The sequence below is a fragment of the Nitrospira sp. genome (assembly GCA_015709715.1).
Lineage (GTDB): Bacteria > Nitrospirota > Nitrospiria > Nitrospirales > Nitrospiraceae > Nitrospira_A.
On the sequence record CP054184.1, the window covers coordinates 1,308,036 to 1,334,513 of the forward strand.

Below are 26,478 nucleotides of genomic sequence, written 5' to 3' on the forward strand. Positions count from 1 at the left end.
CTCTCCTCACGGGTCATGTCTTCCCCGTCCGATTACTCGTACCGCAAGGCATCGATGGGGTTCAGGCGGGCAGCTTTATTGGCAGGATACAGTCCGAAAAAGAGACCGACGACCAGCGAAAAAAAGCAGGCCCCGGCAATCACATCCAACGAGATGATCGTGGGCCAGCCGGCAATCGCCGTTGTCAGGGAGGCTCCGACGACCCCGACGATTACCCCGAGCAGCCCCCCGAGCAGACTCAACGTGACTGCTTCAATTAAGAATTGCGCCACGATGTGCCCCCGCTTAGCGCCCACCGCCATCCGCACACCGATTTCCTTGGTCCGCTCCGTCACCGACACCAGCAAAATGTTCATGATGCCGATTCCGCCGACCACCAGCGACACCGAGGCGATCGCGAACAGCATGGCCGTGAGCGTCCGGCTCGTTCCTTCCTGGACCTTCCCGATGTCGACCTGCGTACGGATCGTGAAATCGTCCCCCTGATCAGGTTGCAGCCGATGCCGTGCCCGCAGAATCTCACGAATGTGTTCGACGGCCTCGGGTAGGTCGGTGTTGTATTCCGTAGCGGCAAACAGCGCACCCACCGATCCCAAGAACTGACTGCCGAAGACCTTCCGTTCCGCAGTGGTGAAGGGAATGAAGATCACGTCGTCTTGGTCGGCCCCCTGCGCCGATTGCCCCTTAGGCGCCAACACCCCGATGACTTGGAACGGCACGTTCCTGATGCGGACGGTGGCGCCGATTACCTCCTCTCCAGGATCAAAGAGATTCTCCAAGGTGGTTTGGCCGATCAACGCCACCCGAGCCGCGCTATCCAAATCCGCCTGTGCAAAGGGTCCGCCGCTGGTGAACGTCCAGTCCCGAATCGTGAGATAACTGGGCGAGATGCCGTTCACAGGACCGTTCCAATTGCGGTTCCCATTGACGATCTGCATGACATCTCGCTTGGCCCATCCGGTGTCGGATAAGAGCGGGCTCCGTTTCTTCAAATCCAGTGCATCACTCACCGTCAGCGTGACCGCACCTCCTTGTCCGCCCCGCACCCCTCCGACGGTCGTGGCCCCGGGCATGACGATGATGACATTCGTTCCCATGCTGGCGACCTGCGCTTGAACGGCCGCCCGGGCTCCCTGTCCGATGCTCACCATGGCAATGACCGCACCCACGCCGATCACGATGCCCAGCATGGTCAGACCGGCGCGCAATCGGTTGCGGCTGACAATCCGCAACGCCGTAAGGATGGTCAACCACAAGAAAGCGGCCATCGGAGGTCCTAGGAAGTGACGGATAGGTGAGGCATACGCTGCACATCCTGCACGATCTGCCCGTCTTTCATGACGAGTTCTCGGGACGCGTATGCGGCGATATCCGATTCGTGCGTCACCAGGATGATGGTAATCCCATCTTCGCAATTCAATCGTTCGAGAATACCCATGATTTCCCGGCTGGAGGACGTATCCAAATTCCCGGTGGGTTCGTCGGCAAAGAGGATCGACGGGGATCCGACCAGCGCCCGAGCAATGGCCACGCGCTGCTGTTGTCCGCCCGACAGCTGGGTGGGATAGTGCTGCTCGCGGCCGGCCAAGCCCACTCGTTCGAGGGCGGCGGCCGCCTGTCGACGCTGCTCCCTGATGGGCAGGCCCCGATAGAAAAGAGGCAGCTGCGCGTTTTCCAATGCACTGGTTCGCGGAATGAGGTTGAAGTTCTGAAAGACGAAGCCGATCCGCCGATTCCTCAGTTCCGCCAATAGATCGGGCTTGGCCGTGGCGACATCCAACCCGTCCAGCCGATACCGGCCTCGTGTGGGTTGATCCAGGCATCCCAGAATGTTCATGAGGGTCGACTTCCCCGATCCGGAGGTCCCCATGATGGCGACAAACTCTCTTCGATCAATAGCCAGATTCACCCCTTGCAGGGCCCGCACCTCGACATCGCCGACCCGATAAATCTTCCACAGATCCTCACACAGGATCAGTGGAGTGGAACCATTGCCGCCGCTGGTCAGGCCCGCCCGAGAATCACCGGAACCGTGGGTCACGCCATCCGCCTCCACTTAGAGTCCCCGATCCCGTCGCGATCCCCGTTGTCCGCCTCCGAATCCCGGCGGTAGTTCGGCTCCCTTCCGCTCACCGCGCTGGGCATCGAGCCCAATCACCACCGCATCCCCCTCATTGAGATCGGGAGTGACCACCTCCGCGTAGGCTCCGTCCGAAATCCCCACCTCCACCGTGACCGCCTCCAATTCCTGATCGACGCCCTGCCTCCAGAGCACGCGCCGGCGCCCCATCGAGGCCGGAGGTGTGTTCCCGCCGCTCTTCGCCTGGGTGGGAGGCGTGAACCGCAGAGCGGCCGTCGGCACCTTGAGCGCCTGATCCCGTTTCGCGACCACAATCGATACATTGGCCGTCATGCCCGGCTTGAGTCGAAACCCGGGATTCTCGCATTCCACCACCACGTCGTATGTCACCACGTTCTGCACGTTGATCGGCGCATTCCGCACTTGGCGCACGCGGCCATGAAAGACTTCGCCAGGATAGGCATCCACCGTAAAGGACGCGTCCTTTCCTTCAGCCACGCCACCGATGTCGGCTTCACTGACGTTGGTATCCACCTGCATCTTGGTAACCTTCTCGGCGATCAGAAACAAGGTGGGGATGGAAAAGCTCGCCGAAATTCGTTGGCCGACCTCCACCTGTCGAGAAATCACCACCCCATCGACGGGAGAGCGGATGACGGTATATTTCAAATCCAGTTCGGCGGCCTGGAGCATCGCCTCCGCTTGTTTGACCGCCGCTTGAGTTACCTTCACTTGGGCCACGGCGCCTTCATAAGCGGTCAGGGCGACGTCAACCTCGTTTTGGGAAACGAACTGCTGTCCGATCAGCGCCTTGGCGCGATCAAGTTCTCGCCGCTTCTGAGCCTGTTCGATCTGAGCCTTGTCGAACGCCGCTTTGGTGTTGGCCAAACTCGCCGCAGCCTGGTCACGTCTAGCTTGGTAGGGGAAGGGATCAATGCGAGCCACGACCTGACCGGCCTTGACGCTCGAATTGAAGTCGGCGTGAAGACTCTCGATCATACCGGACACCTGGCTGCCGACCTGAATCGTGGTAATGGGATTGATCGTCCCGGTGGCCGTCACAAGCGAGATCAGGGTTCCCCGCTCCACCGGCACGGTGCGGTATCGAACCGGCGGCTTTCGCTCACCGTTGAAAAATACGTAGCCGGCGATGGCCAGACCAATGGCCAGCACTCCGACGATCACAGTCACTCGTCGTACCATGCGGCGATGTTCCCTTGGGCAATGCCGGCATTCTAGCAGGAAAAGAGAGGACGATTCAGCCGACAGGACCAGGCCCCGAGCGAGACGCGCGGTAAACGACGAAGGCCGTTTGCCTGTCCAGGCAAACGGCCTTCTGATCCACAGATCTCGGTGATACAGGTGTCAGCGTCTATGGACTGACGGTAATGCGATCCTTAATTTCGTCGAACAGATCCTTTGTCACCACGTTCTTGGCAACCAGTTCGCCTTTGACCTTATAGGGACGATTGCCCACGATCCGCTCCGCCACATCCTGGGTAATCCCCAGGGACAGCACCAGGTCGGCCGAAGACACCTTATTGATATTCAGCAACGACGTCCTGGCCGCATCGGCAGGCGGCTGAGGCGAGACGCCCACCAAGCCGGAGGCCCCGGATGCCGACGACGATGGCGCGACGGCCGGCGACAGCGAACGGGCGCGCTCTTTCATCTCTTTTTGATAGCGGGCCACCAACGACTTCAACTGTTCATTGTGGCGTCGGGCTTCTTCATATTCCTGCTTGACGCTCCGATTCTGCGCCGTCAACTGCTTGACCTTGTCTTCCAGTTCCTTGGTGCGCAACTCAATGGTGTCGCGCTCTTTGTCACGACCATGTTCGATCCGCTGCAATTCATCGCGCGCGATCTGGCTTTCCGACCCGATCTTCGCGTTGAGGTCTTTGAGCGTCTTGACCTGCTGTTCCAATGCATTCTTCTGAGCGCGGGCACGTTCGAGCTCGCTTTTAGCCGCATCGGCATCGGCCAGCGCCTCATGATATTTCCTTTCGGACACACACCCGCTGACGGCCACCGCACTGAGAAGCGCGACCCCCGCCATCCACACCTGCCTCATGCGATCCTCCCCCTGTTCGGCCACAACCGACTAGAAGTCTGTTCTGTTGTTGTGTGTATGCCAACCTCCCCGCTTTGTCAACAAGTTTGCCGATTGGACGGTGAAGGGCGCCGCCCGCGCCGCGAACGCACGAACAGGCCCTCCGCTTGACTGCCGAAGGACAGTTTGGGAATATGCAGGCACACGTCCGCGCGACTACGCAACCAACCACGACGCCACCTGCAGCCTACTATCCACCTATGATGAACTGGGGCCCGGAGCTCGCCGTCATTCTCGGCATCATCGAGGGACTCACCGAGTTCCTCCCCGTCTCTTCGACCGGACATCTGATCCTAGTCGGGCACGCCCTCGGATTCACGGGAGACATCGCGTCGAACGTGGAGATCTCGATCCAGCTCGGCTCGATTCTGGCCATCATTGCCTATGAACGCACCAAACTCGGCGCCCTCGTCGCAAATACAATACGGGAGCAACGGGATTTCCGCTCGCTCGTAACAAGCGGCGGCAGCTCCTGGCAATCGGTGCTGCAGAAATCGCTGCAGAGTCACCCCAACCTGTGGTTCGTCATCGGCTTGGGTCTGGCCTTTTTGCCCGCCGCCCTCGTCGGTTTTCTGGCCCACAAAACCATCAAGGCCTACCTGTTCACACCGACCACCGTCGCCGCGTCGCTGATTCTTGGTGGCCTCATCATCTTGGCGGTCGAACGGTTGCAAGATCGCGCCCATACCAAGGAACTCCTTCAGGTCACCCCGCGGTCGGCGCTCTGGATCGGAATCGCCCAATGCGCCTCCTTGATTCCCGGCATGTCCCGCTCCGGTTCGACCATCGTCGGCGGCCTCCTTGCGGGCCTGGATCGACGCGTCGCGACCGAATACTCCTTTTTCTTGGCGCTCCCGACCATGATCATCGCGACGATCTATCAAATGCTGAAATCCCAAACCGTCTTTTCACAGGCTGATTATGTGGCGCTGGCCCTCGGCTTGATCGTGTCGTTTGTGGTCGCCTGGGCCGTCATCGCCGCCTTTCTGACCTTCGTTCAGCGGCACAGCCTGCGCGTGTTCGCGTATTACCGGATGGTGCTGGGCGTTGTCGTTCTCCTGGTGGTGCACTGATCGATTATCGGAAGGAGTCCGTCTCATGGGAAATGCGCTGGACACTGTCCACGTGTACGACACGTGGGTCACTGGCAGAAAAGGCAAGATCCATTTCGATGTCATGACCACCAGCCAGGAGCTGGCCCTGACGCTCGCGAAGCAGCACTTGGTCGAGATCGGGGAGCCGGATGCCCCCATCACCGTGAAGCAATGCCGCTTCTGTCACAGCGAACCCTTGGCGATGTTTAGCCAGGCTCAGCAGAAGCAGTTTCGTGAGAAGGGAGGGTTCATCCTGCCTTTGCCGGCCTAGGTTCGGAGGCCGGAGAATCAGGAGGAGGGAGGATGCTCCGTCAACACCGGCGCCTCCTCAGGGTGTTTCTCCAATGCAAAGTGGAGGATCAGAAAGACCACCCCGACGGTGATGGCCGAGTCGGCCACATTAAAGGCGGGCCAGTGATACCCGTTGATATAGAAGTCCAGAAAGTCGATCACCTCGCCGTAGCGTAGTCGATCCATCAGGTTGCCGATCGCGCCCCCCAGAATCCCCGCGACGCTGAGTTGTCCCATCCAATCGTCTTTCGGCATCCGCGCCAGGATCGTTCCCAGAAGCCCCAGCGCGAACACCGAGGTCACCCCGAAGAAGACGAACCGAAACGAACTGCTGCTGGACGACAGAAATCCGAAGGCGGCGCCGGGATTTCGAATGTAGGTGATGTTGAAGAAATTCTGGATGACGGGAATGGACTCATGGAGACGCATATTCTCCATGACGGACACCTTCGTGACTTGATCCACCACCACGATGATGAGACTCAAGAGACCCAGCAGAAAGTATCGCACGGATGGGCTCAACGTACCGCCTCCACACAACGATCGCACAGGGTCGGATGGTCGGCAAAGCTCCCCACTGCAGGCCGATAGTTCCAGCAACGTTCGCACTTTTCCCCGGTCGCCTTCTCCACCCTGATGCTGAAATCAGGGGAGAGCGGAGGATGATGAACGGACCGCAATTCGACATCCGACACGATAAAGACCGATGAGAGATCCTGCTGGTACTGCTTCAGAAACTCATATCGCTCGGAATTCGCCTCGATCACCACCCGCGCTTCCAGCGGAGCCCCGATCACTTTGTCGCGGCGTTTCACTTCCAGGGCCGCCTGGACTGCCGTTCGCACATCCAAGAGGCGCTCCCACCTCTCAGCCAACACTGAGTCGCTCCAGCGGGCATCGGCCTCGGGGAATAGAGCTAGATGCACACTATCCGCCTTCGATTCCGCACGCACCACCTCCGGCAACATTCGCCAGATTTCATCGGCGGTAAAACTCAAGACCGGTGCCATGAGCTTCGTCAGCGCGACGAGAATATCGAACAATACCGTTTGCGAGGCGCGCCGCATGGGGGAATCTTTGCGGAAGGTGTAGAGCCGATCTTTCAGGATATCGAGGTACACGGCACTCAGGTCCACCGAGCAGAAATTGTTCAATGCGTGGAAGATCGCGTGGAACTCGAACTCGTCGTAACTCTTCCGCACGCGCGGGATCAGCTCGCCGAGGCGCATGAGGGCCCACCGGTCCAGTTCAGGCAACTCCTCGAACGGCACCCGGTGCTGCCCCGGATCGAAATCGTACAGATTGCTCAAGAGAAACCGGCAGGTATTGCGGATCTTGCGATAGGCTTCGATCAAGTGGTTCAGGATCTCTTGGGAGATCCGCAGATCTTCGCGATAATCTTGCGCCGACACCCAGAGACGGAGGATCTCGGCGCCCGATTGCTTGATCACATCCTGCGGCGCCACGACGTTGCCCGCCGACTTCGACATCTTGCGCCCGGCTCCGTCCAGCACGAACCCATGCGTGAGCACCGCCTCGTAGGGGGCTCGGTGATCGGTGATCACACCTGCCAGTAACGCGCTGTGAAACCAGCCGCGATGCTGGTCGGAGCCTTCGAGATACAGGTTGGCCGGCCACCATTGCCGCGATTTGAGAACGGCGGCATAACTCACGCCGGATTCGAACCACACGTCCAGAATGTCTCGCTCCTTCTCGAATTCCGTTCCGCCGCATGCATCGCAGCTGGTCCCAACGGGGAGTAAGGAGTCGGCTCGATTGGCGAACCAGTAGTCAGTCCCGTGCTGTTCGATCAGGTCCGCCACATGGTCGATCACCCCGGGATCGGCCATGACCTTGCCGCACTTCACGCAGGTGAACCCAGGGATCGGCGTGCCCCAGACTCGTTGGCGCGACAGGCACCAATCGGGCCGGTTCTCGATCATCCCCTTGATCCGGTCGCGGCCGTAGGCCGGGATCCAGCGGACCCGCTCAATCTCCGCCAGCGCCTCTTTCCGCAACTCGTTGGTCTCCATCGACACGAACCACTGTTCGGTCGCGCGGAAGATCACCGGCTGCTTGCAACGCCAGCAGTGCGGATAGGAATGCTTCAGCGTCCCATGGCCCAGCAACCGGCCGTTCTCTTTCAGGCGCTCGACGATCTTCGGATTGGCCTTGAACACATGCTGGCCGGCAAAGTCCGGAACAGCCGCGGTGAATTTCCCGCCGTCGTCCACCGGAGCCAGAATCTCCAACCGTTCTCCGACGCTGGCCTTGGCATTGTGGTCCAACACCAGGAGATAGTCTTCCATCCCGTGCCCCGGCGCGATATGGACACAGCCCGTGCCTTGGTCCAAGGTTACAAAGTCGCCCAGTAGAATCGGCGAGAGGCCGGTGGTGAGCGGGCGCTGGGTTTCCAGCCCCTCGAACCCTTCGCCTCCTTTTTTGACCGCCACGACCTGGTAGCCGGAAAGATCACAGGCCTTGGCGACGGACTCCACCAGCTTCTCGGCCATGATCAGCAACTCATGCCCAAGCTGTACGAAGGCATAGTCGATGTCGGCATGGAGACAGACCGCTTGGTTGGCCGGTAATGTCCAGGGCGTCGTGGTCCAAATCAGGACCGCAACGGTCTGCACATCGTTCGGAAACGAGGGACCGCCGAATCGCTTACTCAAGATGGTCGGGGGGCTCGCGAGGGGAAACTTCACATACACCGACGGCGAGGTATGGTCGTCGTACTCGACCTCCGCCTCGGCCAAGGCCGTCTGGTCGTGCGTGCACCAAAGAACCGGCTTGAGTCCCTTGTAGACCCCGCCTCGCTCCACGAAACGGCCGAACTCCCGGAGAATCGTCGCCTCATACCGAGGATTAAGCGTGAGATACGGCTGCTGCCAGTCCCCCAACACGCCCAACCGCTGAAACTCTTCTCGTTGGATCGCCACGTACTTCTCGGCATATTCTTTACAGAGTTTGCGAATCGCCAAGGCATCCAAGTCCCGCTTCTTGTCACCAAGCTCCTTTAAGACCTGGTGTTCGATGGGCAGGCCATGGCAATCCCAACCCGGCACGTAGGGGACCTGATACCCCGACATCGTCTTCGATTTGACGATGATGTCTTTCAGAATTTTGTTCAATGCGTGGCCGATGTGAATGCGCCCGTTCGCATAGGGCGGCCCATCATGCAAGATGTAGGGCTCACACCCCCGGCGCGCTTCCTGAATCCGCTCGTATAGCCGTTCCGCCGCCCAGCGGGCGAGCATCTCCGGCTCCCGCTGCGGGAGGTTGGCCTTCATGGGAAAGTCGGTTTTGGGTAAATTCAGGGTCGCTTTATAGTCCATGGTTTTCTATCGACGCGAGGCGTCACATGCTCCGGAAGTAGGCGTAAAGAGAGGACTATACCGAATCGAGGCGAGAGGAACCAGTGCTTTGTTTGTCCCTAACTGAGCGCCATCATGCGGTCCAACGCCACCTTCGCCCACCGCTTCTCATCGTCCGGGACCACGATGTGATTCACCACATGGCCTTCGGCGAGATTCTCCATGGCCCAACATAAATGCGGCGCATCGATGCGAAACATGGTGGCGCATTGGCAGACGGTCGAGGAGAGAAAGAACACCTTCCTATCGGTCAATTCATGCTTCAGACGGTTCACCAGATTCAGTTCCGTGCCCACCGCCCAGGCAGTGCCGGGAGGGGCTGCGGTGACGGTGCGGATGATGAATTCGGTCGAGCCGACCAAGTCGGCCTTGTTGACCACGTCTTCGTGGCACTCCGGATGGACGATGACCGTAATCCCAGGGTGTTGCTTACGGAAGTACTCGACGTGCGAGGGCTGGAACATTTGATGGACACTGCAGTGCCCCTTCCACAGGATGAGTTTCGCCCGCTTGATCGCCTCGACGGAATTGCCGCCGCGCGGCATATACGGATCCCACACGATCATCTGGTCGCGAGGGATGCCCATCTTATTGGCGGTATTCCGCCCCAGATGTTCGTCGGGGAAAAACAGGATCTTCTCGCGCCGCGCCCAGCACCACTCGATCACCGCCCGCGCGTTCGACGAGGTACAGGTAATGCCGCCATGTTCGCCGCAAAAGGCCTTCAAGACCGCGGCAGAATTCACGTACACCGCAGGCATCACCTGCTCTTCAACCGGAATCACCCGCCCCAACGTATCCCAGCAGGCCTCCACCTGTTCGATCGCCGCCATGTCGGCCATGGAACAGCCGGCGGCCATGTCGGGCAGAATCACGGTTTGGTTCGAGCGACTCAAGATGTCGGCGGTCTCCGCCATGAAATGGACCCCGCAAAACACGACATAGGGCCGGTCGGACCGCTGCTCCGCCAGTTGCGCCAGCTTCAACGAGTCGCCGCGGAATTCGGCATGTTGAATCACCTCATCCCGCTGGTAATTGTGCCCGAGAATCATCACGCGGTCGCCCAGCGTCCGTTTCGCCGCGCGAGTTCGCTCACATAGATCTTCCGCGGGCAGCGATTGATACTCGGTGACAGGGCGAGGAAGCGTGGCGACCGTTTTCACCTGAAGCCTTTCGGTTGGATGTAAAACACTATACCAGAAGCGAACTTATGTAGCCTAATTCTACGACAGCCCTTCTCGCACAATCAATGAACGAAGCCCGGAGCAAAGGGCCCAGGCACGAAGCCCTTGTGGACCGCCGCCTGATTCGCCCTGGGTCTTCCGACAGATTGACTTCGCCTCCTGGGCTCGGTACCATCACCCCCGACAGCTAGGGGTGCCATCCGGCTGAGAGTCCGACCCTGTCGGACGACCCTCAGAACCTGACCTGGGTAATACCAGCGTAGGGAAGCGACCGATCGACTGGCTTCGTGATCGCTTCAAGCCGCACCCAAGCTGGATGCGGCTTTTTTTATTTGCCGTCAGGCCCTCACCCCCGACGTGATGAAAGGATTGCTGCCATGAGCGACACCCATACACCCAACGGCTCGAGCAACGGTCACGGTTCCAAGCCTTCGACCGCACACCTCACCACCACTCCATTCGCCGCCTCGCGCAAGGTCTATGTGACCGGTTCGCTGCCCGGGGTGCGGGTGCCGATGCGCGAAATCAGCCTGACCGCCACACGCCAGGCCAACGGGGGCGACCAAGTCGCCAACCAGCCGGTGACGGTTTATGACACATCCGGCCCCTATACCGACCCGAACATTCGTATCGACGTGCGCACCGGGCTGCCGCCCGTGCGACGGACCTGGATCGAGAGCCGTCAGGATACCGAAGAACTCCCGCAGGTCACCTCGCTCTTCGGCCGTCAACGCGCGGCCGATCCCTCGTTGGCCGGCCTGCGCTTCGGTCACATCCGGAAGCCGTTGCGCGCCAAACCAGGCCGAAACGTCAGCCAGATGCACTATGCGAAGCAGGGCATCATCACGCCGGAAATGGAATTCATCGCCATCCGAGAAAATCAGTCTCGCGAGCAAGCCCGGGAGATCATGACGGCCAAGAACGGCTACGGCGGCGGCGTGGTTCAGCATCCCGGACAGGCCTGGGGCGCCGGCATTCCCCACACCATTACCCCCGAATTCGTGCGCGACGAGGTGGCCCGCGGGCGCGCCATCATCCCTGCGAACATCAACCATCCAGAAAGCGAACCGATGATCATCGGTCGCAATTTCCTGGTGAAGATCAACAGCAATATCGGCAACAGCGCCGTGGCTTCTTCGATCGAAGAAGAGGTGGAGAAGATGATCTGGTCGATCCGCTGGGGCGCGGATACGGTCATGGATCTCTCGACGGGCAAGAACATCCACGAGACGCGGGAATGGATCATCCGCAACTCGCCCGTGCCCATCGGCACCGTGCCGATTTACCAGGCGCTGGAAAAGGTGGGCGGCAAGGCCGAGGACCTCACGTGGGACATCTTCCGCGACACCTTGATCGAGCAGGCTGAACAGGGCGTGGACTACTTCACCATCCACGCCGGTGTGCTCCTGCGCTACGTGCCGTTGACGGCAAAACGCATGACCGGCATCGTCTCACGCGGCGGTTCGATCCATGCGAAATGGTGCCTGGCGCACCATGAGGAAAACTTCGCCTATACGCACTTCGAAGAGATCTGCGAGATCATGAAGGCCTACGACGTATCCTTCAGCCTGGGGGACGGGCTACGTCCCGGCTCGATCGCGGACGCCAACGATGAAGCCCAGTTCGCCGAGTTGGAGACGTTGGGAGAACTCACCAAGATCGCCTGGCGGCACGACGTGCAGGTGATGATCGAAGGGCCTGGTCACGTGCCCATGCACCTGATTCAGGAGAACATGGAAAAGCAGTTGAAGGAATGCCAAGAGGCCCCCTTTTATACGCTGGGGCCGCTGACCACGGACATTGCGCCGGGCTACGACCACATCACCTCCGGCATCGGGGCTGCCATGATCGGCTGGTATGGCTGCGCCATGCTCTGTTACGTGACGCCGAAGGAACATCTGGGCTTGCCGACCAAGGAGGACGTCAAGGTCGGCGTGGTGACCTACAAAATCGCCGCCCATGCCGCCGACCTGGCCAAGGGCCATCCGGGAGCCCAAGTCCGTGATAACGCCCTCTCAAAAGCGCGCTTCGAGTTTCGCTGGGAGGATCAATTCAACCTCTCGCTCGACCCGGAAACCGCCCGCTCCTTCCACGATGCCACGTTGCCGGACAATGCCGCGAAGGTCGCTCATTTCTGCAGCATGTGCGGACCGCACTTCTGTTCGATGAAGATCACCCAGGATGTGCGCGACTACGCCGTCCAGAAGCAGCTGGAGGAGCAACAGGCCATCCAGATCGGCATGAAGGAAAAGTCCGAAGAGTTCAAGAATGCCGGTTCCGAGATTTATCTGTAAGCAGCCTCCGAAGGGGAAGAGAGCATGGGGAAACCAAGACCGGCACCGTTACGGGAGCGTGACATCACCCGCCATATCGCGCGGGAATACTATAAAGAATTCGATCAACTCATTGAGAGCGACGTCATCATCGTCGGCGCCGGCCCGTCCGGGTTGATCTGTGCCCACGATTTGGGCCGAATGGGATTTCGTACGCTGGTGCTGGAACAAAGTTTGGCGCTCGGCGGTGGGTTCTGGTCCGGCGGCTACCTGATGAACAAGGCCACCATTTGCGCCCCGGCCCATAAAATCCTGAAAGAGATCGGCGTGCCTTGCAAGCAGATCAAGGAATGTCCCGGCATGTACATGGTGGATCCCCCGCATGCTACCGGAGCCCTGATTGCCGCCGCCTATGACGCCGGAGCCAAGATCATGAACCTGACGCGGGTGGTCGACTTGATCTTGCGCCGGGAAGGGGTCCTCGAAGGCGTGGTCGTCAACAGCACCACGGCGGAGATGGCCGGCCACGATATCATCCATGTCGATCCGATCGCGCTGGAGAGTAAAATCGTGGTCGACGCGACGGGCCATGACGCCATCGTCGTCAACCTGCTCCACAAGCGCGGCCTGTACCAGCAGGTGCCGGGCAACGGAGCCATGTGGGTGGCCCGCTCGGAAGAAGAAATCATGGATCGCACCGGTGAAGTTTCGCCGAATTGCTTCGTCATCGGACTGGCCGTCGCCGCCGTCTTCGGCACGCCCCGCATGGGCCCGGCCTTCGGCTCCATGCTCCTATCGGGGCGCTACGGCGCCGAGTTGATTCACAAGAAATTACGGCAGAAGTAGCGCACATGGATGTTCAAGATTTTTTAGTGCAGGGCGAAGGCAGCGACGAAGACAAGCGCGAAGCCTGGCAACTGTTCCAGCAGGCCTACGAACAGCAGATGAAGGGACAGTTGGAGGAGGCTGTCGCACTGTACAAACAGTCGCTGGAACGGCACCAAACCGCCGAAGCCTATACCTTCCTCGGCTGGACCTACAGTTTCATGGGCAAGCTGGATGAGGCGATCGAGGAGTGCCATAAGGCCATTTCCTGCGACCCGGATTTTGGAAACCCCTACAACGACATCGGGGCCTACCTGATCGAGAAGGGCGACCTGGATGAAGCCATTCCCTGGTTTCAAAAGGCCATGCAAGCTAGGCGATACGAAAGCCCCGCGTTCCCCCATCTGAACCTGGGCCGCGTGTATGAGCGTCAGGGCAAATGGACCGAGGCTATCGACTGTTACAAACAGGCCCTCGTGCTGAATCCGGAGTACAGCCTAGCCAAGAAGGCCCTGGGACGACTGATCAGTTCACTCAATTGACCCGGAGCAACAGGCACACATGAGCGGGACCGTCCTCGTCGCCGTAACCGACATTTTCTTCTACACCAAGGTGCGGGACGCCCTGCGGCCGCAGGGATACACCTTGGAGCGGATCCGAAGCCAGGAGCAGGTGGCCGAAACACTCGCCTCTACGCAGCCGGACGCCATGATCTTGAACATGAACGACCTTGTCATCGACGCCTTTGCGGCGCTGCACACCGTGAGAACCTCGTCTCTCACGCCGGGACTTCCCGTCCTCGCCTTCGCCAACCATGAGGAAGTGGACACCTGGAACCGTGCCAAGGAGTTGGGGGTCACCAAGATCGTCTCGCGCAATGAGTTTTCAGCTCGCACGAAGGAACTCGTCGAAGAAATCACGAGGATCGCATCATGAAGCAATCGCGCCTTCATCCCATTCATGCACAGCTCGGCGCCACATTCGAAGCAATCGCAGGCTGGGAGATCCCGGCACATTATGGAGATTGGCGCACGGAATATCAGGCGGTCCGCACCGCCGTCGGCCTGGCGGACCTCTCCCCTCGTGGGAAGGTGCGCGTGACCGGCGAGGATCGCGTGAAATGGCTGCAAGGGATCATCAGCAACGATATTCTCCCGCTGCAGCCTGGCCAAGGCCGCTATTCGAGCTTCCTGACACACAAGGGGAAAATGATCACCTACTTCCGCTGCTATCTCCAGACGGACGCGGTGTGGCTGGAAGACGTCGGCGAAATCGGCGACCACACCTTCACCGCCCTGCGTAAGTTTCTTCTGTACGGCACCAAGGCCAAGATGGAAAACTGCGGAGAGAGCTGGGGGTTGCTGTTGGTCAGCGGTCCCAACGCGGCGCGCACCGTACAAGCCGCCTTCGGTGTAGACTGTCGCGATCTCCTGCCGCTTCATTTTGTCGCCGCGCAGATCGGGGGACAACCTGCACTGGTCATCCGAACAGAGGAAACCGGTGAAGTCGACCTGGAACTGTTGCTCCCGTCCGAGGGGCTGCTGGCGGCATGGAATGCCCTCATGGAAGCAGGAGCTGCCTTTGGGATCAAACCCACCGGCGGTCAAGCGAGAGAAGCCCTCCGCATGGAAGCCGGCCTTCCGAAGGCCGGGCCGGATCTCAACGAGGAAATCGTTCCGCCGGAAGCCAATCTGGAAGGCAAGGCTTTCAGCTTGAACAAGGGTTGCTACCCCGGACAAGAGGTGGTGGCCCGCATGGACACCTACGGCAATGTGCGCCGGCATCTCGTCGGGCTGCTCCTCCACGATGCCACCGTCCCGACAAGAGGAGCCAAGCTCTTCAGCGGCGACCGCGAAGTGGGTTGGGTCAGCAGCGCGACCTTCTCACCGCATCAGAACGCCGTTCTGGCATTCGGCTTCCCTCTGCGGGATTTCTCCGCGCCGGACACGGCGCTTACGGTGGAGATCGACGGCAAGAAGCACGACGCGACGGTGAAGGCGCTGCCCCTCTACCGCCGCGCGTAACAAGGGTGGGACGTTATTTTTCAGGGTTTCTGACCGCCGTCACGGCCGCCGCAAAGCCTAGCAAGCTAGCCCGTTCATCGTCATCCAACGCCAACAGAAGATGCGTCTCTTCCGCATGCATGAGGCGCAGGCTCAGGAACGGCTCCTCGCGACGCTTCTCGCGGTTGTCCCACATGGCATCGATCAGCTGCACCTTGTCCAACTGCCCCACTGAGACGATGTCGTAGCGAAAATAGCTGTCGCCGATGACCATGTCGAATAACACGTTGCCGGCGGTCAACAGCAGCAGATTGAACCGCCCCTGATCTTCGTACCCCTCCGGCAAAAATTTGTTGATATGGCAACGGGCCACCTTCCGATCACCCAATGCCGCCCGGATCTTGAGCTGAAGCGCGTCGTAATCGATTTGGAGCGCCCGCTCGTCCGGACTCGTCGCCGCCACCGCCGCATCCTTCGTCCGCTCGAATATGTCATCCGCCGATAACAACCCTGCCATGATGCTTTCTCCTTCGTTACAACAACGGCCCGTTCGCTTGCTCAGGGGGCGCGTCTGGCCCGTAGCGCCCGAACCACCCCGACCACCCCGATCCCAGCCCATACGAATTCCAGCAGGACGAATCCCACCCGGCGATCTTCGATCGCCACAATCCCCAATAACAGCGATCCCACGATGTTCAGCGCCAAGTAGCCCGCATCCAACTCGCGCCACACACCGGCTTGAATGAGCGCGTAGGCCGCCAAGACCATGACGGCTCCCACTACCGATATGACCTGCATCAGCATGCTGGTGATCGACGCGCTCCGGACAGAGGCCGCCAAGGAACGCGGTACCGTACCCGGCCCATCCTCATGATTGCAAGCGGAATTTCCCCCGACGGACAGGCGGATGCAGGGTTCTGCGCGCGATCGGAAGGGAAGTGCCTACGCGGGCCGTCCATTGCATTTACGGCCTCGGCTCCGGCATACTTTGCCCCATTACAGAGGGAGGATGAGTATGAGCGGTCAGGGTTGTTTGATTGGCGGGTGTCAGGGAAAGGTCTACGCTCCCGCGGGTACGCAGTCGATTTGTAAGGACCACTTTCTCAATTTCCTGACCTGGCGTCGACGCCGTGGACCGCAGATGTTCCGCAAGTACGCCGCCATGACCATGGAAGAACGGGACCAGGTCGCAGCGGAGTGGCAACAGACCTTGAACACCAAAGAGTTGCCGACTCCCCTCTCGGCACTCTAGTTGCGGCGCGCCCCTAGTGTTTGCCGTCGTGAGCTTCCAGAATCCTCCCCTCCAACGCCACCTTCAGAAGCTGCGCCGTATTCGAAACCCGTAGTTTCTTCATCATGTTGGACCGATGGGCTTCCGCCGTCTTGATGCTGATGCTCAAGTGTTGGGCAATGCTTCGATTGGTGTGTCCGCCCCAGATCAGCTGCAGAATTTCCCGTTCACGCGGTGTGAGATCTTCCGGTCGACGCCTGACCGACAACGTGCCCCGCACCTCCACCTCTTGACCCTGTCGCTTCGCCGCGGCGGTCGAGTTCGTTCCTCGCCGTCCCGTCGAACTCCTCCCGCCTCTCTTGTCTGCCACCATGCCGTCTCTCCTTCATGCATGCCCAGTTTCACGCCTCGCCCTGTCCAATGGAGCCGCGCATGCGCCCGACTCCCCACTGTCCTCCGGCAAACTCCCCAGGGGGTTCGCCCTACGAGGCCAACTATTCAAACTTCAGGCCTTATCGCCGTATAGGACGGTGGCCTACAAGATCAATCAGTTATCACCTCACAGGGAAAAGAGACGAATGGAAAAACCTGTGTCAGGAGCAGGATGAGTTGTGCCAACCCTGTGCCATGACACAGTAAGATGGCGCAGGACGATGTTACGGGTGCCTACTCCGAACAGGCACGGACGGTGAGAGGACGTAGCGATGTAAGGAAGGTTGTTGGGATAGCGGGTGAATCCCTTTGGGCGCCCAGCTCAGCCTTAGGCGCGCGCGACAAGGACGACTTCAGCCCATCACAGGGCTACCGTGGTGATGGATCATCAGCCACTCGTCGCCGATGCGTTCGAACAGATTGGTCGCCAAAACCCGGCTCTCCACGGGCTTGTCTCCCTGGCGACTGGTGAGATTTTCGGTGCAGATCACCCACCCGAGATCGCCCGCGACCTGCACCTGCACGTCGGTCAGCTCAAACTTCATGGAGAAGGTGTTGTTGAAGATCAACACCCAGGAATCACGCACGGCCGGCCAATCACTCCGCAGACTCCAGCCAGGATGGATACAGGTGACGTATTCGAGGTGTGCCCACACCTTATCCATCTGAAGCATGTCCAGACTTTCAAAGGCGGCATAAAAGGCGAGATTCGCACGGGTAATTTCTTCGATTCGTTGCTCGATCACCATCGCCTCCGATGGTGCGGCATTGTACTGCAAACACCATCGTCGGCGCGAGTGCGATTTACAGAACGGCGGGGGTGGATCCGCGGGGAGCTGCGAGGCGGCGGGAGTGCACACTCCCGCCTGATGCAGGTCGCCGCGAATCCCGTCAGCTCGCATGGGTGGCGAGCAACCCCTCTTCCAGCGCCGTCTTCAACAACTGGGCGATATTGGAGACGCGCAGCTTCTTCATCATATTGGCACGATGCGCCTCGGCCGTCTTGATGCTGATCTGCAGCCGTTCCGCGATGACGCGGTTCGTCATGCCGGCCCACACCATCTGGAGGATCTCGCGCTCGCGCGGAGTCAGCTCCTCCGGCCGCCGCTTGACGGCGACCGGCTTCACCTGCACTTGGCTCAGGCTCACGGATAATCCCGGCTGGCTCGCCGCGCGATTGCGAAAACCCTGCTCATTGTCCTCGTTCCACATCATGCCCGCACTCCTTACCTCTGATGAATCCCGCCTCACCGCTCGGGGTTCGGCAGCGCGGGGGTCATGCTCCGGAGGTCTTGCAGATATCCCAACACCGCTTCGATGGCGCGGGCCCGTTCCCGCCAAGTGCCTTGCGACAATCCCGCAAGATCCACCCAATATCCATCCACCTTTTCCCTGACCACCAATCGATCATACGGTCCATGGGCCGAGGGCTGGATGCTCAGAAGAAATTCCCGATCGGTCCCATTCGATAACAGGAACCCTTTGACGTCCATGCTACGCCTCCTGCCGACGGTATCCAACGCCGATCTCGGTCACCCCGTCTTCACACGCTCACGCCCCTTGGTGATATCAAAGATCGTGCCATTCGATCGGGAAGCGAGACGATGTTTGAAAATCAAGGCAGTTGGCGATCGCACGGCGCAAACCACGGGGACTCGTCGTCAAACTCATGGCAGGAAGTGTTGTGTCACACCTGTGCCATCGTTTCCCCCCTGTCACGATCGGCACAGGCGATGGAGAGAACCGTAAGCGAGAACCCGTCTCGGTCAGGTTAGGGGCTCGAGTGGTTGGTCGCTGATCGAATCGGCCGGGTCGAAGATGTCGTACTCGGCCAACCGCCGATAGAAAGTCCGGCGGCTCATGCCCAGCAATCGGGCGGCTTCGGACCGGTTTCCGCCCGTTTGTCGAAGCGCCCCCATCATGCGAGTTCGTTCATCTTGTCGCTGCAGTGGAATAAACGCGGTCCCGGTCGCAGGGTTGCGAATCTCCGCCGGCAAATCCTCGACCATCAGGACCGAGCCTTTGCAATGGATCATGGCCGATTCCACCGCACTCTTGAGTTCACGGACATTGCCGGGCCAGGCGTAGGTCACCAACACCTGCAACGCCTCCTGGCTGACCTGATGGACCGGCTTCTCCATCACCGACCGGAATTGCCCCAGGAATGCATGCACCAAATAAGGAATGTCGTCCGGTCGCTCCCGTAGGGGCGTGAGGTGCAGGCGGGCCACCTTGATGCGATACAGCAGATCCTTCCGGAAGGTTCCCTGCTCCATATCCTCCAGCAGATTGTGGTGGGTGGCGGCCAGCACCCGTACATCGACCTTCCGCGGCCTCGACTCCCCTAAGCGTGTCACCTCTCGCTCCTGCAACACCCGAAGCAGGCTGGTTTGGACCGCGAAGGAAATATCGCCGATTTCATCCAGAAAGATGGTCCCGCCCTCGGCTGCCTCGAAGACCCCTTGCTGGTTGTCGATCGCCCCCGTAAAGGCGCCCTTCTTGTGGCCGAAGAGTTGGCTGCCGAGGATCGAGTCAGTAAATCCCGCACAGTTCACGGCCAGGAAGGGCTGGGACGCTCGTCGACTGGAGAGGTGAATCGCCCGTGCCACCAGTTCCTTGCCGGTGCCCGTCTCCCCCTCGATCAACACCGTGGCATCCACTGCCGCAACCCTCTGAATGTCTGCATAGAGGGCCATCATCGCCTGACTCCGGCCGATCAAGTCGTGGAACTTACCCTGATCAGCCAGTTGAGACTGCAGGACCTGCGCGTGGTCCTCCGCGGCAAACCGACGCCGAACGTTTTCGACCCACTGTTCGGCGATCGTCAGCCGCAACTTCAGAAACTCGATTCCGACCGGCTTGACCAAGTAGTCGTTGACGCCGGCCTGGAGTGCCGCGCGCAGGGACTCCGGTGAATCGTGCGCGGTGATCATCACGATGACGCAACGTTCGCCGCCGGAGCTGGACCGTATGTTCTGGCACAATTGGAGACCGTCGATATGGCTGCCGCGCAATTCCCAGTCGAGCAGCACCAGTTCATGGGGCCGATGGGCGAAGGCCTCCCATGCCGAATCGCCGTCGGCGCAGGCCGTCACGTCATGGCCGCGCGCCTGGATCACCTGCTCGAACAGCCGGCGGATATCGATATGGTCTTCCACCAGAAGCACGCGCATATGACGCTCACCGCACTAGATAAACACGACCTGCAGCCGGTCCAGATAACGAGTCAAGGAGTCGATCGTCGCCTGGATTTCAGCCCCGTTCCCATGCAACGCCGCGGCCTCCAACGTATGCCCAAAGACGCTGATGGCCATCAAGCCGTAGGTCCCTCCCGCTCCCTTGATACCGTGACCGATGGCACGGATCTGCTCGAAGTCTTGAACGGCCAACGCCTCCGCGAGTTGCGAGAGGTCTTGCCGTCGATGCGCGAGAAATCCCGGCATGAGACTTTCAAACTCCGCGCTGACCTGTAAGACCACCGGTTCGGCATGGAACTCTGCGTTGAATCGGCCTGCCAGAGAGGCCGTCTGCGCATAGAGCTGAATCGCTTCCAACAGCCGCGCCTTGCGGATCGGCTTCGTCAAGTGCGCCGTGCAGCCGGCGGACAGGCTCCGCTGAATCTCCCCCTGCAAGGCATTGGCCGTCAACGCGAGAATCGGAACCGGAGGACGACCCTGCGCACGTTCCCAAGCCCTAATGGCCTTGGTGGCGCTGTACCCATCCAGGACCGGCATTTGGATATCCATGAGCACCAGATCATAGGCCCCCCGTGTGAACATCTCAACCGCCACCTGGCCGTTCGGCGCCGTGTCCACCCGATGGGGCGTGGATCGGAAATAAAACTCGATCATACGGCGGTTGTCGACGAAGTCTTCGGCCAACAGGAGGCGTAACCCGCCCGCACCGTTCGCGGAAGCCCCGGTCTGCGGCGACCGCGACTCCGCCTCATACTCCGGGGCCTTGCCGATCGCCGCCATCATCCCGTTGAAGAGATCGGAACGCCGGAACGGCTTCGTGAGATACCGCACGATTCCACTCTCGCGGGCCCGCATCTGATCGCCCGCCCGCCGCTCCGAAGTCAACATGATGATCGCCGGGGCCGCGAATCCTGGTGTCCGGGCGATGGTATCGGCCACCTGCCATCCGCTCATCTTCGGCATCCGCACGTCCAAAATCACCAGCCGGTAGGGCATGCCCGCCTGAGCGGCCCGCGACAGCTCCATCAACGCCTCCTCGCCGCCGGGCGCTTCCGCGGCGGGAATTCCCCAGCCCATCAGGGTCTCGCGAACGATCAGGCGATTCGTCGCGTTGTCGTCGACGATCAAGGTGCGCAACCCCGCGAGCTGTTCCCATTGCGCGGGCGGAGTCGAGCCGGACGGTTGGGCCGGAACCGCGAACTTGGCGGTCAGCCGAAAGGTGCTTCCCTTGCTCACCTCGCTCGCGACCTCGATCTTGCCGCCCATCCGTTCGATCAGTCGCCGGGAAATCGTCAAGCCGAGACCCGTCCCGCTGTATTGTCGCGTGATCGACGAATCGACTTGGGTGAAGCGCTCGAAAATGGCGTGCAATTTCTCCGGCGGAATCCCGATGCCCGTATCCCGAATAGTGAAGAGGAGATGGCCCGGCCCGTCGTCGTCGGGATTGCGCTCCACCCGCAACACGACTTCGCCTTCTTCCGTGAACTTCACGGCATTGCCCAACAGATTGAGCAGAACCTGCCGTAAGCGGTTGGGGTCGCCTATCAGCGAGGTCGGCACATCCGGCTGAATCTGGTAGGCCAACTCCAGATCCTTTTCCATGGCGCGCACGGCGACCAGCTCGGCGGCCCGCTGGACCAGATCGTTCAGATCGAATTCGACGAGGTCCAAATCGAGATGCCCGGCCTCGATTTTCGACAGGTCGAGCACATCGTTGATCAAGCTCAGCAGGTTGCTGCCGGCATCGCGGAAGATCTCGACATATTCCCGTTGATCCTCGCTGAGCGGCGTCTCCAGCAGCAGGTCGGCCATGCCGACGATGGCGTTCATCGGCGTGCGAATCTCGTGGCTCATCGTCGCCAGAAAATCGCTTTTGGCCCGATTGGCGGCTTCGGCCGCTTCTTTGGCCATCGTCAAGGCGGCTTCGGCTTCTTGACGCTGTTTCGCTTCGTAGGCCAGGGTCACCAGGTTGCCTATCGAGGTGGCAAATTGTGTTTCTTCGGGACTCCATTCCCGCGCGTCCCCGCCCCGCTCGTGGCAGACGACGCCCGCCAGTTGACCGCCGAAAAAGATGGGCACATCCAGGAGCGAAGTGATTTCCAACTCCCGCAAGTACGGCAGGAGCAGTTCGCGGGTTCTCGGATCGCGCACGGCATCGTGCGCATCGACGACCTGCTCCTGCAGCAGTTCCGCCAGATATCGCGGATACTGCGCCACGTAGAGGCGCTGCCCTGTGGAGTGCCGCCCAGGCCCGCGTTCATATAACTCGGCGCAGTCCAACGTCTCCCCACTCCGATCCAACAGCCAGACGCTGGCCCGATCCGCCGCCAAAACCTTGGCCGAGGTTTCCATCAATTCTTCCAAGGCCGCCTGCCAGTCTCCGGACCCGATGTGCTCGCTCTTCGTGAGGCGCATCAAGGCGTCCTGGTGCGCCTGCAATACCGCCTGGCTACGCGACAGGGCCGCCTCCGCTTCCTTGCGGCGTGTAATGTCCAGCACCAGCGTCAGCAGACAATCCTCATGTCGTAGAGAGACGGGTTCGACGTTGAATAGTCCGTGCCGGACCTCGCCGCTTTTGGTGCGGAATTCTTTTTCCAGGTTGCGCAGGAAGCCGTCGCGCCGAAGCAGATCCGCCAACTGCCGGCGATCCTCGGGATTCACCCAAATCCCGACATCCAATGAAGACAACCCGACCAGTTCTTCGCGCTGGAAGCCCGAGATACGCATGAAGGCTTCATTCACATCCAGCACACGTCCGTCTTCCAACCGGCTGATCGCCATTCCCGCCGGACTGGCATGAAACGCTTTGGAGAACTGCTCTTCGCTTTCCTGCAGCGCCAGTTCCACCTGTTTCCGTTCCGTGGTGTCGCGGGCCACCACCTGAAACCCGGTGACCTTCTCCCCCTCCAGCAACAGTTGCGCATGTTGCCCCAGCCAGACCTCGCGCCCATCCTTGGTCACGACCGGCACCTCGTACACCGAACGAGGTTTGCGCCGTACGAACTGCCGGCCATAGAAACGTTCGGCCCGTGACCGCCAGTGCGGCTGCACGATCTCGAGATAGTGCCGCCCCAGCAATTCCTCGGGCAGATACCCCAAGACCCGCAGGGATGTGGGGTTGCAGTAGACGAACCGTCCGTCGGCATCGGTGCGATAGATGATATCGCCCACATGCTCCACCAACCGACGGTACCGCTCCTCGCTGTCTCGCAACGCTTCTTCTGCCTGTTTTCGCGCCGTCACATCTAAATGGATGCCGCTCATCCGCGCCATGCGCCCCTGCTCATCGCGCACGCCGCCACCGAAGGCGGCGATCCAGCGATAGGACCCATCAGCATGGAGGAGACGGTGGTCGAGGCGATATTGTTTGCTCTGTCCGTCCCGATGGAGGGCTACGGCAGCCAATGCCCGCGCCCGATCATCCGGATGAAGACGAGACGCCCAGGCGGCAATGGTCGGCTCGATCTCGTGAGCGGCACAGCCGAGTTGGCCTTTCCAACGAGGAGAATAAAAGGCAGCCCCCGTCGTGAGCTCCCACTCCCAGACTCCGACATGCGCCCCTTCCGCCGCCAGTTCGAATCGTTCCTGGCTTTCGCGCAAGGCCGTTTCCACCCGTTTCTGTTCGGACAACTGCAAAGTCAGTCGCTCGTTGGCCGCAATCAGGCTCCTCGTCTGCTCGGAGACCTGCTCTTCCAAGCGGCTATTCGCCACCCGCAAGGCAACCTCCGTCTTCTGCTGTCGAGAGAGCAGGCCGGTGGCCCCCCACACCATCGCCACGCCAAGGAGACGGTTGACGAGGGCCACTCCAGGCTCGACGCCCTGAGGAGACCCGAGAAACCCGACCGCCATCAACAGGGTCACCGACGATGCATACCCCACCAGAACCTTGGGCTTAGCCTGTAACGCCGTCATCCAGAGCGGCAGGAGGTAGAGGAGCCAGACAGCATGGCCTAAGGGCGTCGCCCAATCCAGTGCAAAGACCACCGTGGTCACTAACAGGATCGCAGTACACCACATCGACTTGCGTCCTTCCTTTCTCGCCCGCCAAGCGATCCGACTGGATTCCCGACACGCTGCCGACAGAATAGGCCCGCGCCGAAAACCGGTAAAGTAGGCCAATCGGCCCTAGGCGGCTCTAGCGCCAGCCTCGTTCCTGTCCGTCCTACGGGCAGAAACCTGGGTCTGCTCAGATGAAATGAGGAAAATAGGAGGATCGAGAGAACTTTTCAACCATGGAGCCAAAGAACGATGGGAAGCCGGACCTAGACTATCCTTTGGAGGTTCCAGCTATGATCGACAAACATGCCCTTCCCGCGCCATCCTTCGTGAGGATACATTCTGCCGGTTCCATAATAATCTCCGTCCAGCACTTGGAGTTCAGCCGCATACTGGACCCAATCCTGCGTCAGCGTATGACTCTCTATCGCCACATGCAGGAAATATCGCCCTCCACACAGCGGCAGGTGAGGTACGTGGAAGTCCACGTATCCGCGGCCTTCAAGCGTGAGGGGCGCACGATCGACGAGATCGGTAGAGAGAATACAGACCGTACGCTCATCCCGATTCACCACTACCATCACGCGCATATCATTGAAAGTCTTCTGAACGTGGCAAGCATAGTGCACCCGCACCACGAGATGTTGGCCCGAGAACGCAGGCTGGACCGGCTCTAATTTCTCATTATGAAATGTAATCGCTTGGACCATCAGTTCGTGATGGGTATAACGGTCCTTCCGGTCGGCCAGCGACACCTCGCTTCCAGCGAATGCCTCGCTCATGTACTGCTCAATCACCTGCTGCGGAGGCCCGTCTCCGACAATGGCCCCCTGCCGCAGGAGCAGCGCCCGCTGACACAAGTTGGCCACAACCGGCAAATCGTGACTGACCAGGATGACAGTGCGCCCATCCCGCCGCGCCTCGTCCATCTTGCCGAGGCATTTCTTTTGAAATGCGCCGTCGCCGACCGACAACACTTCGTCTACGATCAAAATTTCCGGATCGAGATGGGCGGCCACGGAAAATGCCAACCGTACGTACATGCCGCTCGAGTATCGCTTCACCGGCGTATCGATAAACTGCTGCGTCCCAGAAAACTCCACGATCGCTTCGAGCCGGCGATCGGTCTCGCTCTTCCGCATCCCCAACATCGCGGCGTTCAGGTAGATGTTCTCACGTCCGGTAAGTTCCGCATGAAAGCCAGTCCCTACTTCCAATAGAGAGGTCACGCGCCCATAAATGTCCACTTCGCCGGCCGTCGGTTCCGTAATCCGCGAGAGAACCTTCAACAACGTGCTCTTGCCCGCTCCATTGTGGCCGATAATACCCAGAACTTCCCCTTCAGCCACCTCAAACGAGACGTCGTGCAGCGCCTGGAAGGTACGGTGGCCGGTTGGTTCCCTTCTGGTTGCCCCCGCCAGAGAACGGCAGAGATGCACGAGCTGATCTCGCAAGGTATCGTGGCGGACGCCAGCGATGGCATATTGCTTCGTCAACCCACGCACCGAAATCGCCACGTCACCCATCAGATCACATCCGCGAAGGTTCGTTCCATCCGCTTGAAGTAGACCACACCGCTTACAAAGAGCACTACCACGATGCCGATGCTGGGTAGAATGGTCGCCAAGTCAGGAGGGCGTTGCCCCAGGAGCGTCCATCGGAACCCCTCCACGATACCCACTACAGGATTTAAGCTGTACCACACCCGCCACCGGTCAGGGATCAAACTCACTGGGTAGACCACCGGCGAGGCGAACATCCAGAACTGCACAAAGAACGGAATGATATGCCCCACGTCGCGGAACTTCACGTGCAACGCTGAGAACCAGAGGCTGACCGCCAATGTGGCGAGCAACGCAATGAGCACAAAAAGGGGAAACAGAACGATCTGCCACCCTGGCATCACCCCGAACCAGAGCATCAGCGGAACCATCAGGACCAGTGCGCACAGCAGATCGACCGCCGGTGTCGCGGCGGCGGCCAACGGGATGATCAGCCGAGGGAAATAGACCTTGCTGATGAGATGCGACTCTCCGACCAAGCTCGTCCCGCTACGGCTCGTCGCCTGGGCAATGAAGTTCCAGGGGAGCAACCCGGCATAGGCAAATAACGGATACGGCACCCCTTCCGAGGGCAACTTGGCGAGGTAACTGAAAATGGCCGTAAATAGAAGCATCGAAATGAGCGGCTGAAACACTGCCCATCCAGCCCCGATGACCGCCTGCTTGTAACGCACCTTGGTATCCCGCCAAATCAGAAACACCAGCAACTCCCGATACTGCCAGATGGCTTGAAGATCCAAATGGAACAACCCTCGACTCGGACGGATGCGAACCGTCGGCGTGCGAGGTTCCTTGTGGAGCTCGCCCATCGGCACGAGGC

The 26,478-nt window shown here is 60.1% G+C and carries 25 protein-coding genes and 1 riboswitch; of the genes, 8 read left to right on the forward strand and 17 right to left on the reverse strand.

Annotated features, from left to right (window positions below; translation table 11 throughout):
• Positions 1 to 32: 32 nt before the first annotated feature.
• From HRU82_06220 to HRU82_06235, 4 genes are all read right to left on the reverse strand, one after another.
• A complete protein-coding gene (locus HRU82_06220; protein ID QOJ34568.1) occupies positions 33 to 1,268 on the reverse strand; it encodes an ABC transporter permease in 1,236 nt (411 codons plus the stop codon).
• 8 nt (positions 1,269 to 1,276) lie between these two features.
• The gene (locus tag HRU82_06225) at positions 1,277 to 2,008 is read right to left on the reverse strand and encodes an ABC transporter ATP-binding protein (protein QOJ37127.1); all 732 of its coding nucleotides are present in this window, start codon (positions 2,006 to 2,008) and stop codon (positions 1,277 to 1,279) included.
• A gap of 48 nt (positions 2,009 to 2,056) precedes the next feature.
• Positions 2,057 to 3,283 (reverse strand): efflux RND transporter periplasmic adaptor subunit, encoded by a 1,227-nt coding sequence (locus HRU82_06230; GenBank protein QOJ34569.1) that lies wholly within the window; start codon positions 3,281 to 3,283, stop codon positions 2,057 to 2,059.
• 169 nt (positions 3,284 to 3,452) lie between these two features.
• Positions 3,453 to 4,154 (reverse strand): hypothetical protein, encoded by a 702-nt coding sequence (locus tag HRU82_06235; protein ID QOJ34570.1) that lies wholly within the window; start codon positions 4,152 to 4,154, stop codon positions 3,453 to 3,455.
• A 242-nt stretch (positions 4,155 to 4,396) separates the two neighbouring features.
• Here HRU82_06235 and HRU82_06240 point away from each other — a divergent pair, with 242 nt between their 5' ends.
• Positions 4,397 to 5,266 carry an undecaprenyl-diphosphate phosphatase gene (locus HRU82_06240; protein QOJ37128.1) on the forward strand — a complete coding sequence of 290 codons (870 nt, stop codon included), beginning with the start codon at positions 4,397 to 4,399 and terminating at the stop codon, positions 5,264 to 5,266.
• Positions 5,267 to 5,291: 25 nt separating this feature from the next.
• Positions 5,292 to 5,558 (forward strand): DUF2024 family protein, encoded by a 267-nt coding sequence (locus HRU82_06245; GenBank protein ID QOJ34571.1) that lies wholly within the window; start codon positions 5,292 to 5,294, stop codon positions 5,556 to 5,558.
• Positions 5,559 to 5,575: 17 nt separating this feature from the next.
• On the opposite strand, the gene HRU82_06250 is transcribed toward HRU82_06245, so the two are convergent.
• The 3 genes from HRU82_06250 to nadA all read right to left on the reverse strand — a co-directional run bounded on the left by HRU82_06250 (position 5,576) and on the right by nadA (position 10,118).
• Complete coding sequence (locus HRU82_06250) at positions 5,576 to 6,100, reverse strand: lipoprotein signal peptidase (GenBank protein QOJ34572.1); 525 nt, start codon at positions 6,098 to 6,100, stop codon at positions 5,576 to 5,578.
• The gene (gene ileS / locus HRU82_06255) at positions 6,097 to 8,916 is read right to left on the reverse strand and encodes an isoleucine--tRNA ligase (GenBank protein QOJ34573.1); all 2,820 of its coding nucleotides are present in this window, start codon (positions 8,914 to 8,916) and stop codon (positions 6,097 to 6,099) included. The genes HRU82_06250 and ileS overlap by 4 nt, the downstream gene beginning before the upstream one ends.
• 98 nt (positions 8,917 to 9,014) lie before the next feature.
• Positions 9,015 to 10,118, reverse strand: coding sequence for a quinolinate synthase NadA (gene nadA, locus HRU82_06260; GenBank protein ID QOJ34574.1), 1,104 nt, complete (start codon positions 10,116 to 10,118; stop codon positions 9,015 to 9,017).
• Positions 10,119 to 10,318: 200 nt separating this feature from the next.
• Positions 10,319 to 10,422, forward strand: a riboswitch (TPP riboswitch).
• Positions 10,423 to 10,516: 94 nt separating this feature from the next.
• On the opposite strand from nadA, the gene thiC reads away from it, so the two are divergent.
• Genes thiC through HRU82_06285 form a run of 5 tightly spaced genes read left to right on the forward strand, consistent with a single transcriptional unit; the run spans position 10,517 to position 15,261 of the window.
• Complete coding sequence (thiC, locus tag HRU82_06265; protein ID QOJ34575.1) at positions 10,517 to 12,433, forward strand: phosphomethylpyrimidine synthase ThiC; 1,917 nt, start codon at positions 10,517 to 10,519, stop codon at positions 12,431 to 12,433.
• Between the two features lie 24 nt (positions 12,434 to 12,457).
• Positions 12,458 to 13,258 (forward strand): thiazole biosynthesis protein, encoded by an 801-nt coding sequence (locus HRU82_06270; GenBank protein QOJ34576.1) that lies wholly within the window; start codon positions 12,458 to 12,460, stop codon positions 13,256 to 13,258.
• A 5-nt stretch (positions 13,259 to 13,263) separates the two neighbouring features.
• Positions 13,264 to 13,779, forward strand: a complete 516-nt coding sequence (locus tag HRU82_06275) for a tetratricopeptide repeat protein (protein QOJ34577.1) — start codon at positions 13,264 to 13,266, stop codon at positions 13,777 to 13,779.
• A gap of 19 nt (positions 13,780 to 13,798) precedes the next feature.
• On the forward strand, positions 13,799 to 14,173 hold the full coding sequence (locus tag HRU82_06280) for a histidine kinase (protein QOJ34578.1): 375 nt from the start codon (positions 13,799 to 13,801) through the stop codon (positions 14,171 to 14,173).
• Positions 14,170 to 15,261, forward strand: coding sequence for an aminomethyl transferase family protein (locus HRU82_06285; GenBank protein ID QOJ34579.1), 1,092 nt, complete (start codon positions 14,170 to 14,172; stop codon positions 15,259 to 15,261). Before HRU82_06280 ends, HRU82_06285 begins: the two co-directional genes overlap by 4 nt.
• A gap of 13 nt (positions 15,262 to 15,274) precedes the next feature.
• Here the strand turns inward: HRU82_06285 and HRU82_06290 are convergent, their stop codons facing one another.
• Positions 15,275 to 15,757 carry a hypothetical protein gene (locus tag HRU82_06290; GenBank protein QOJ34580.1) on the reverse strand — a complete coding sequence of 161 codons (483 nt, stop codon included), beginning with the start codon at positions 15,755 to 15,757 and terminating at the stop codon, positions 15,275 to 15,277.
• A 41-nt stretch (positions 15,758 to 15,798) separates the two neighbouring features.
• Positions 15,799 to 16,044, reverse strand: coding sequence for a hypothetical protein (locus HRU82_06295; GenBank protein QOJ34581.1), 246 nt, complete (start codon positions 16,042 to 16,044; stop codon positions 15,799 to 15,801).
• 211 nt (positions 16,045 to 16,255) lie between these two features.
• Here HRU82_06295 and HRU82_06300 point away from each other — a divergent pair, with 211 nt between their 5' ends.
• Positions 16,256 to 16,492 (forward strand): hypothetical protein, encoded by a 237-nt coding sequence (locus HRU82_06300; GenBank protein ID QOJ34582.1) that lies wholly within the window; start codon positions 16,256 to 16,258, stop codon positions 16,490 to 16,492.
• A 13-nt stretch (positions 16,493 to 16,505) separates the two neighbouring features.
• Here the strand turns inward: HRU82_06300 and HRU82_06305 are convergent, their stop codons facing one another.
• From HRU82_06305 to HRU82_06340, 8 genes are all read right to left on the reverse strand, one after another.
• Positions 16,506 to 16,844 carry a hypothetical protein gene (locus HRU82_06305; GenBank protein ID QOJ34583.1) on the reverse strand — a complete coding sequence of 113 codons (339 nt, stop codon included), beginning with the start codon at positions 16,842 to 16,844 and terminating at the stop codon, positions 16,506 to 16,508.
• 412 nt (positions 16,845 to 17,256) lie between these two features.
• Positions 17,257 to 17,649 (reverse strand): nuclear transport factor 2 family protein, encoded by a 393-nt coding sequence (locus HRU82_06310; protein QOJ37129.1) that lies wholly within the window; start codon positions 17,647 to 17,649, stop codon positions 17,257 to 17,259.
• 145 nt (positions 17,650 to 17,794) lie between these two features.
• Positions 17,795 to 18,118: a hypothetical protein gene (locus tag HRU82_06315; protein ID QOJ34584.1), complete on the reverse strand. Its 324-nt coding sequence runs from the start codon at positions 18,116 to 18,118 to the stop codon at positions 17,795 to 17,797.
• Between the two features lie 32 nt (positions 18,119 to 18,150).
• Positions 18,151 to 18,396, reverse strand: a complete 246-nt coding sequence (locus tag HRU82_06320; protein QOJ34585.1) for a hypothetical protein — start codon at positions 18,394 to 18,396, stop codon at positions 18,151 to 18,153.
• A gap of 273 nt (positions 18,397 to 18,669) precedes the next feature.
• A complete protein-coding gene (locus HRU82_06325; protein ID QOJ34586.1) occupies positions 18,670 to 20,076 on the reverse strand; it encodes a sigma-54-dependent Fis family transcriptional regulator in 1,407 nt (468 codons plus the stop codon).
• A gap of 15 nt (positions 20,077 to 20,091) precedes the next feature.
• Positions 20,092 to 24,117: a PAS domain S-box protein gene (locus HRU82_06330; GenBank protein QOJ34587.1), complete on the reverse strand. Its 4,026-nt coding sequence runs from the start codon at positions 24,115 to 24,117 to the stop codon at positions 20,092 to 20,094.
• 245 nt (positions 24,118 to 24,362) lie between these two features.
• On the reverse strand, positions 24,363 to 25,622 hold the full coding sequence (locus HRU82_06335) for an ABC transporter ATP-binding protein (protein ID QOJ34588.1): 1,260 nt from the start codon (positions 25,620 to 25,622) through the stop codon (positions 24,363 to 24,365).
• Positions 25,622 to 26,467 carry an ABC transporter permease gene (locus HRU82_06340; GenBank protein QOJ37130.1) on the reverse strand — a complete coding sequence of 282 codons (846 nt, stop codon included), beginning with the start codon at positions 26,465 to 26,467 and terminating at the stop codon, positions 25,622 to 25,624. Before HRU82_06340 ends, HRU82_06335 begins: the two co-directional genes overlap by 1 nt.
• Positions 26,468 to 26,478 lie beyond the last annotated feature (11 nt).

Coding starts and splice junctions, on each gene's coding strand:
- HRU82_06220 (QOJ34568.1), bottom strand. CDS start 1,268: ATGGCCGCTTTCTTGTGGTTGACCATCCTTACGGCGTTGCGGATTGTC.
- HRU82_06230 (QOJ34569.1), bottom strand. CDS start 3,283: ATGGTACGACGAGTGACTGTGATCGTCGGAGTGCTGGCCATTGGTCTG.
- HRU82_06235 (QOJ34570.1), bottom strand. CDS start 4,154: ATGAGGCAGGTGTGGATGGCGGGGGTCGCGCTTCTCAGTGCGGTGGCC.
- HRU82_06240 (QOJ37128.1), top strand. CDS start 4,397: ATGAACTGGGGCCCGGAGCTCGCCGTCATTCTCGGCATCATCGAGGGA.
- HRU82_06245 (QOJ34571.1), top strand. CDS start 5,292: ATGGGAAATGCGCTGGACACTGTCCACGTGTACGACACGTGGGTCACT.
- ileS (QOJ34573.1), bottom strand. CDS start 8,916: ATGGACTATAAAGCGACCCTGAATTTACCCAAAACCGACTTTCCCATG.
- thiC (QOJ34575.1), top strand. CDS start 10,517: ATGAGCGACACCCATACACCCAACGGCTCGAGCAACGGTCACGGTTCC.
- HRU82_06270 (QOJ34576.1), top strand. CDS start 12,458: ATGGGGAAACCAAGACCGGCACCGTTACGGGAGCGTGACATCACCCGC.
- HRU82_06275 (QOJ34577.1), top strand. CDS start 13,264: ATGGATGTTCAAGATTTTTTAGTGCAGGGCGAAGGCAGCGACGAAGAC.
- HRU82_06280 (QOJ34578.1), top strand. CDS start 13,799: ATGAGCGGGACCGTCCTCGTCGCCGTAACCGACATTTTCTTCTACACC.
- HRU82_06285 (QOJ34579.1), top strand. CDS start 14,170: ATGAAGCAATCGCGCCTTCATCCCATTCATGCACAGCTCGGCGCCACA.
- HRU82_06290 (QOJ34580.1), bottom strand. CDS start 15,757: ATGGCAGGGTTGTTATCGGCGGATGACATATTCGAGCGGACGAAGGAT.
- HRU82_06295 (QOJ34581.1), bottom strand. CDS start 16,044: ATGCTGATGCAGGTCATATCGGTAGTGGGAGCCGTCATGGTCTTGGCG.
- HRU82_06300 (QOJ34582.1), top strand. CDS start 16,256: ATGAGCGGTCAGGGTTGTTTGATTGGCGGGTGTCAGGGAAAGGTCTAC.
- HRU82_06305 (QOJ34583.1), bottom strand. CDS start 16,844: ATGGTGGCAGACAAGAGAGGCGGGAGGAGTTCGACGGGACGGCGAGGA.
- HRU82_06315 (QOJ34584.1), bottom strand. CDS start 18,118: ATGATGTGGAACGAGGACAATGAGCAGGGTTTTCGCAATCGCGCGGCG.
- HRU82_06320 (QOJ34585.1), bottom strand. CDS start 18,396: ATGGACGTCAAAGGGTTCCTGTTATCGAATGGGACCGATCGGGAATTT.
- HRU82_06325 (QOJ34586.1), bottom strand. CDS start 20,076: ATGCGCGTGCTTCTGGTGGAAGACCATATCGATATCCGCCGGCTGTTC.
- HRU82_06330 (QOJ34587.1), bottom strand. CDS start 24,117: ATGTGGTGTACTGCGATCCTGTTAGTGACCACGGTGGTCTTTGCACTG.
- HRU82_06335 (QOJ34588.1), bottom strand. CDS start 25,622: ATGGGTGACGTGGCGATTTCGGTGCGTGGGTTGACGAAGCAATATGCC.
- HRU82_06340 (QOJ37130.1), bottom strand. CDS start 26,467: ATGGGCGAGCTCCACAAGGAACCTCGCACGCCGACGGTTCGCATCCGT.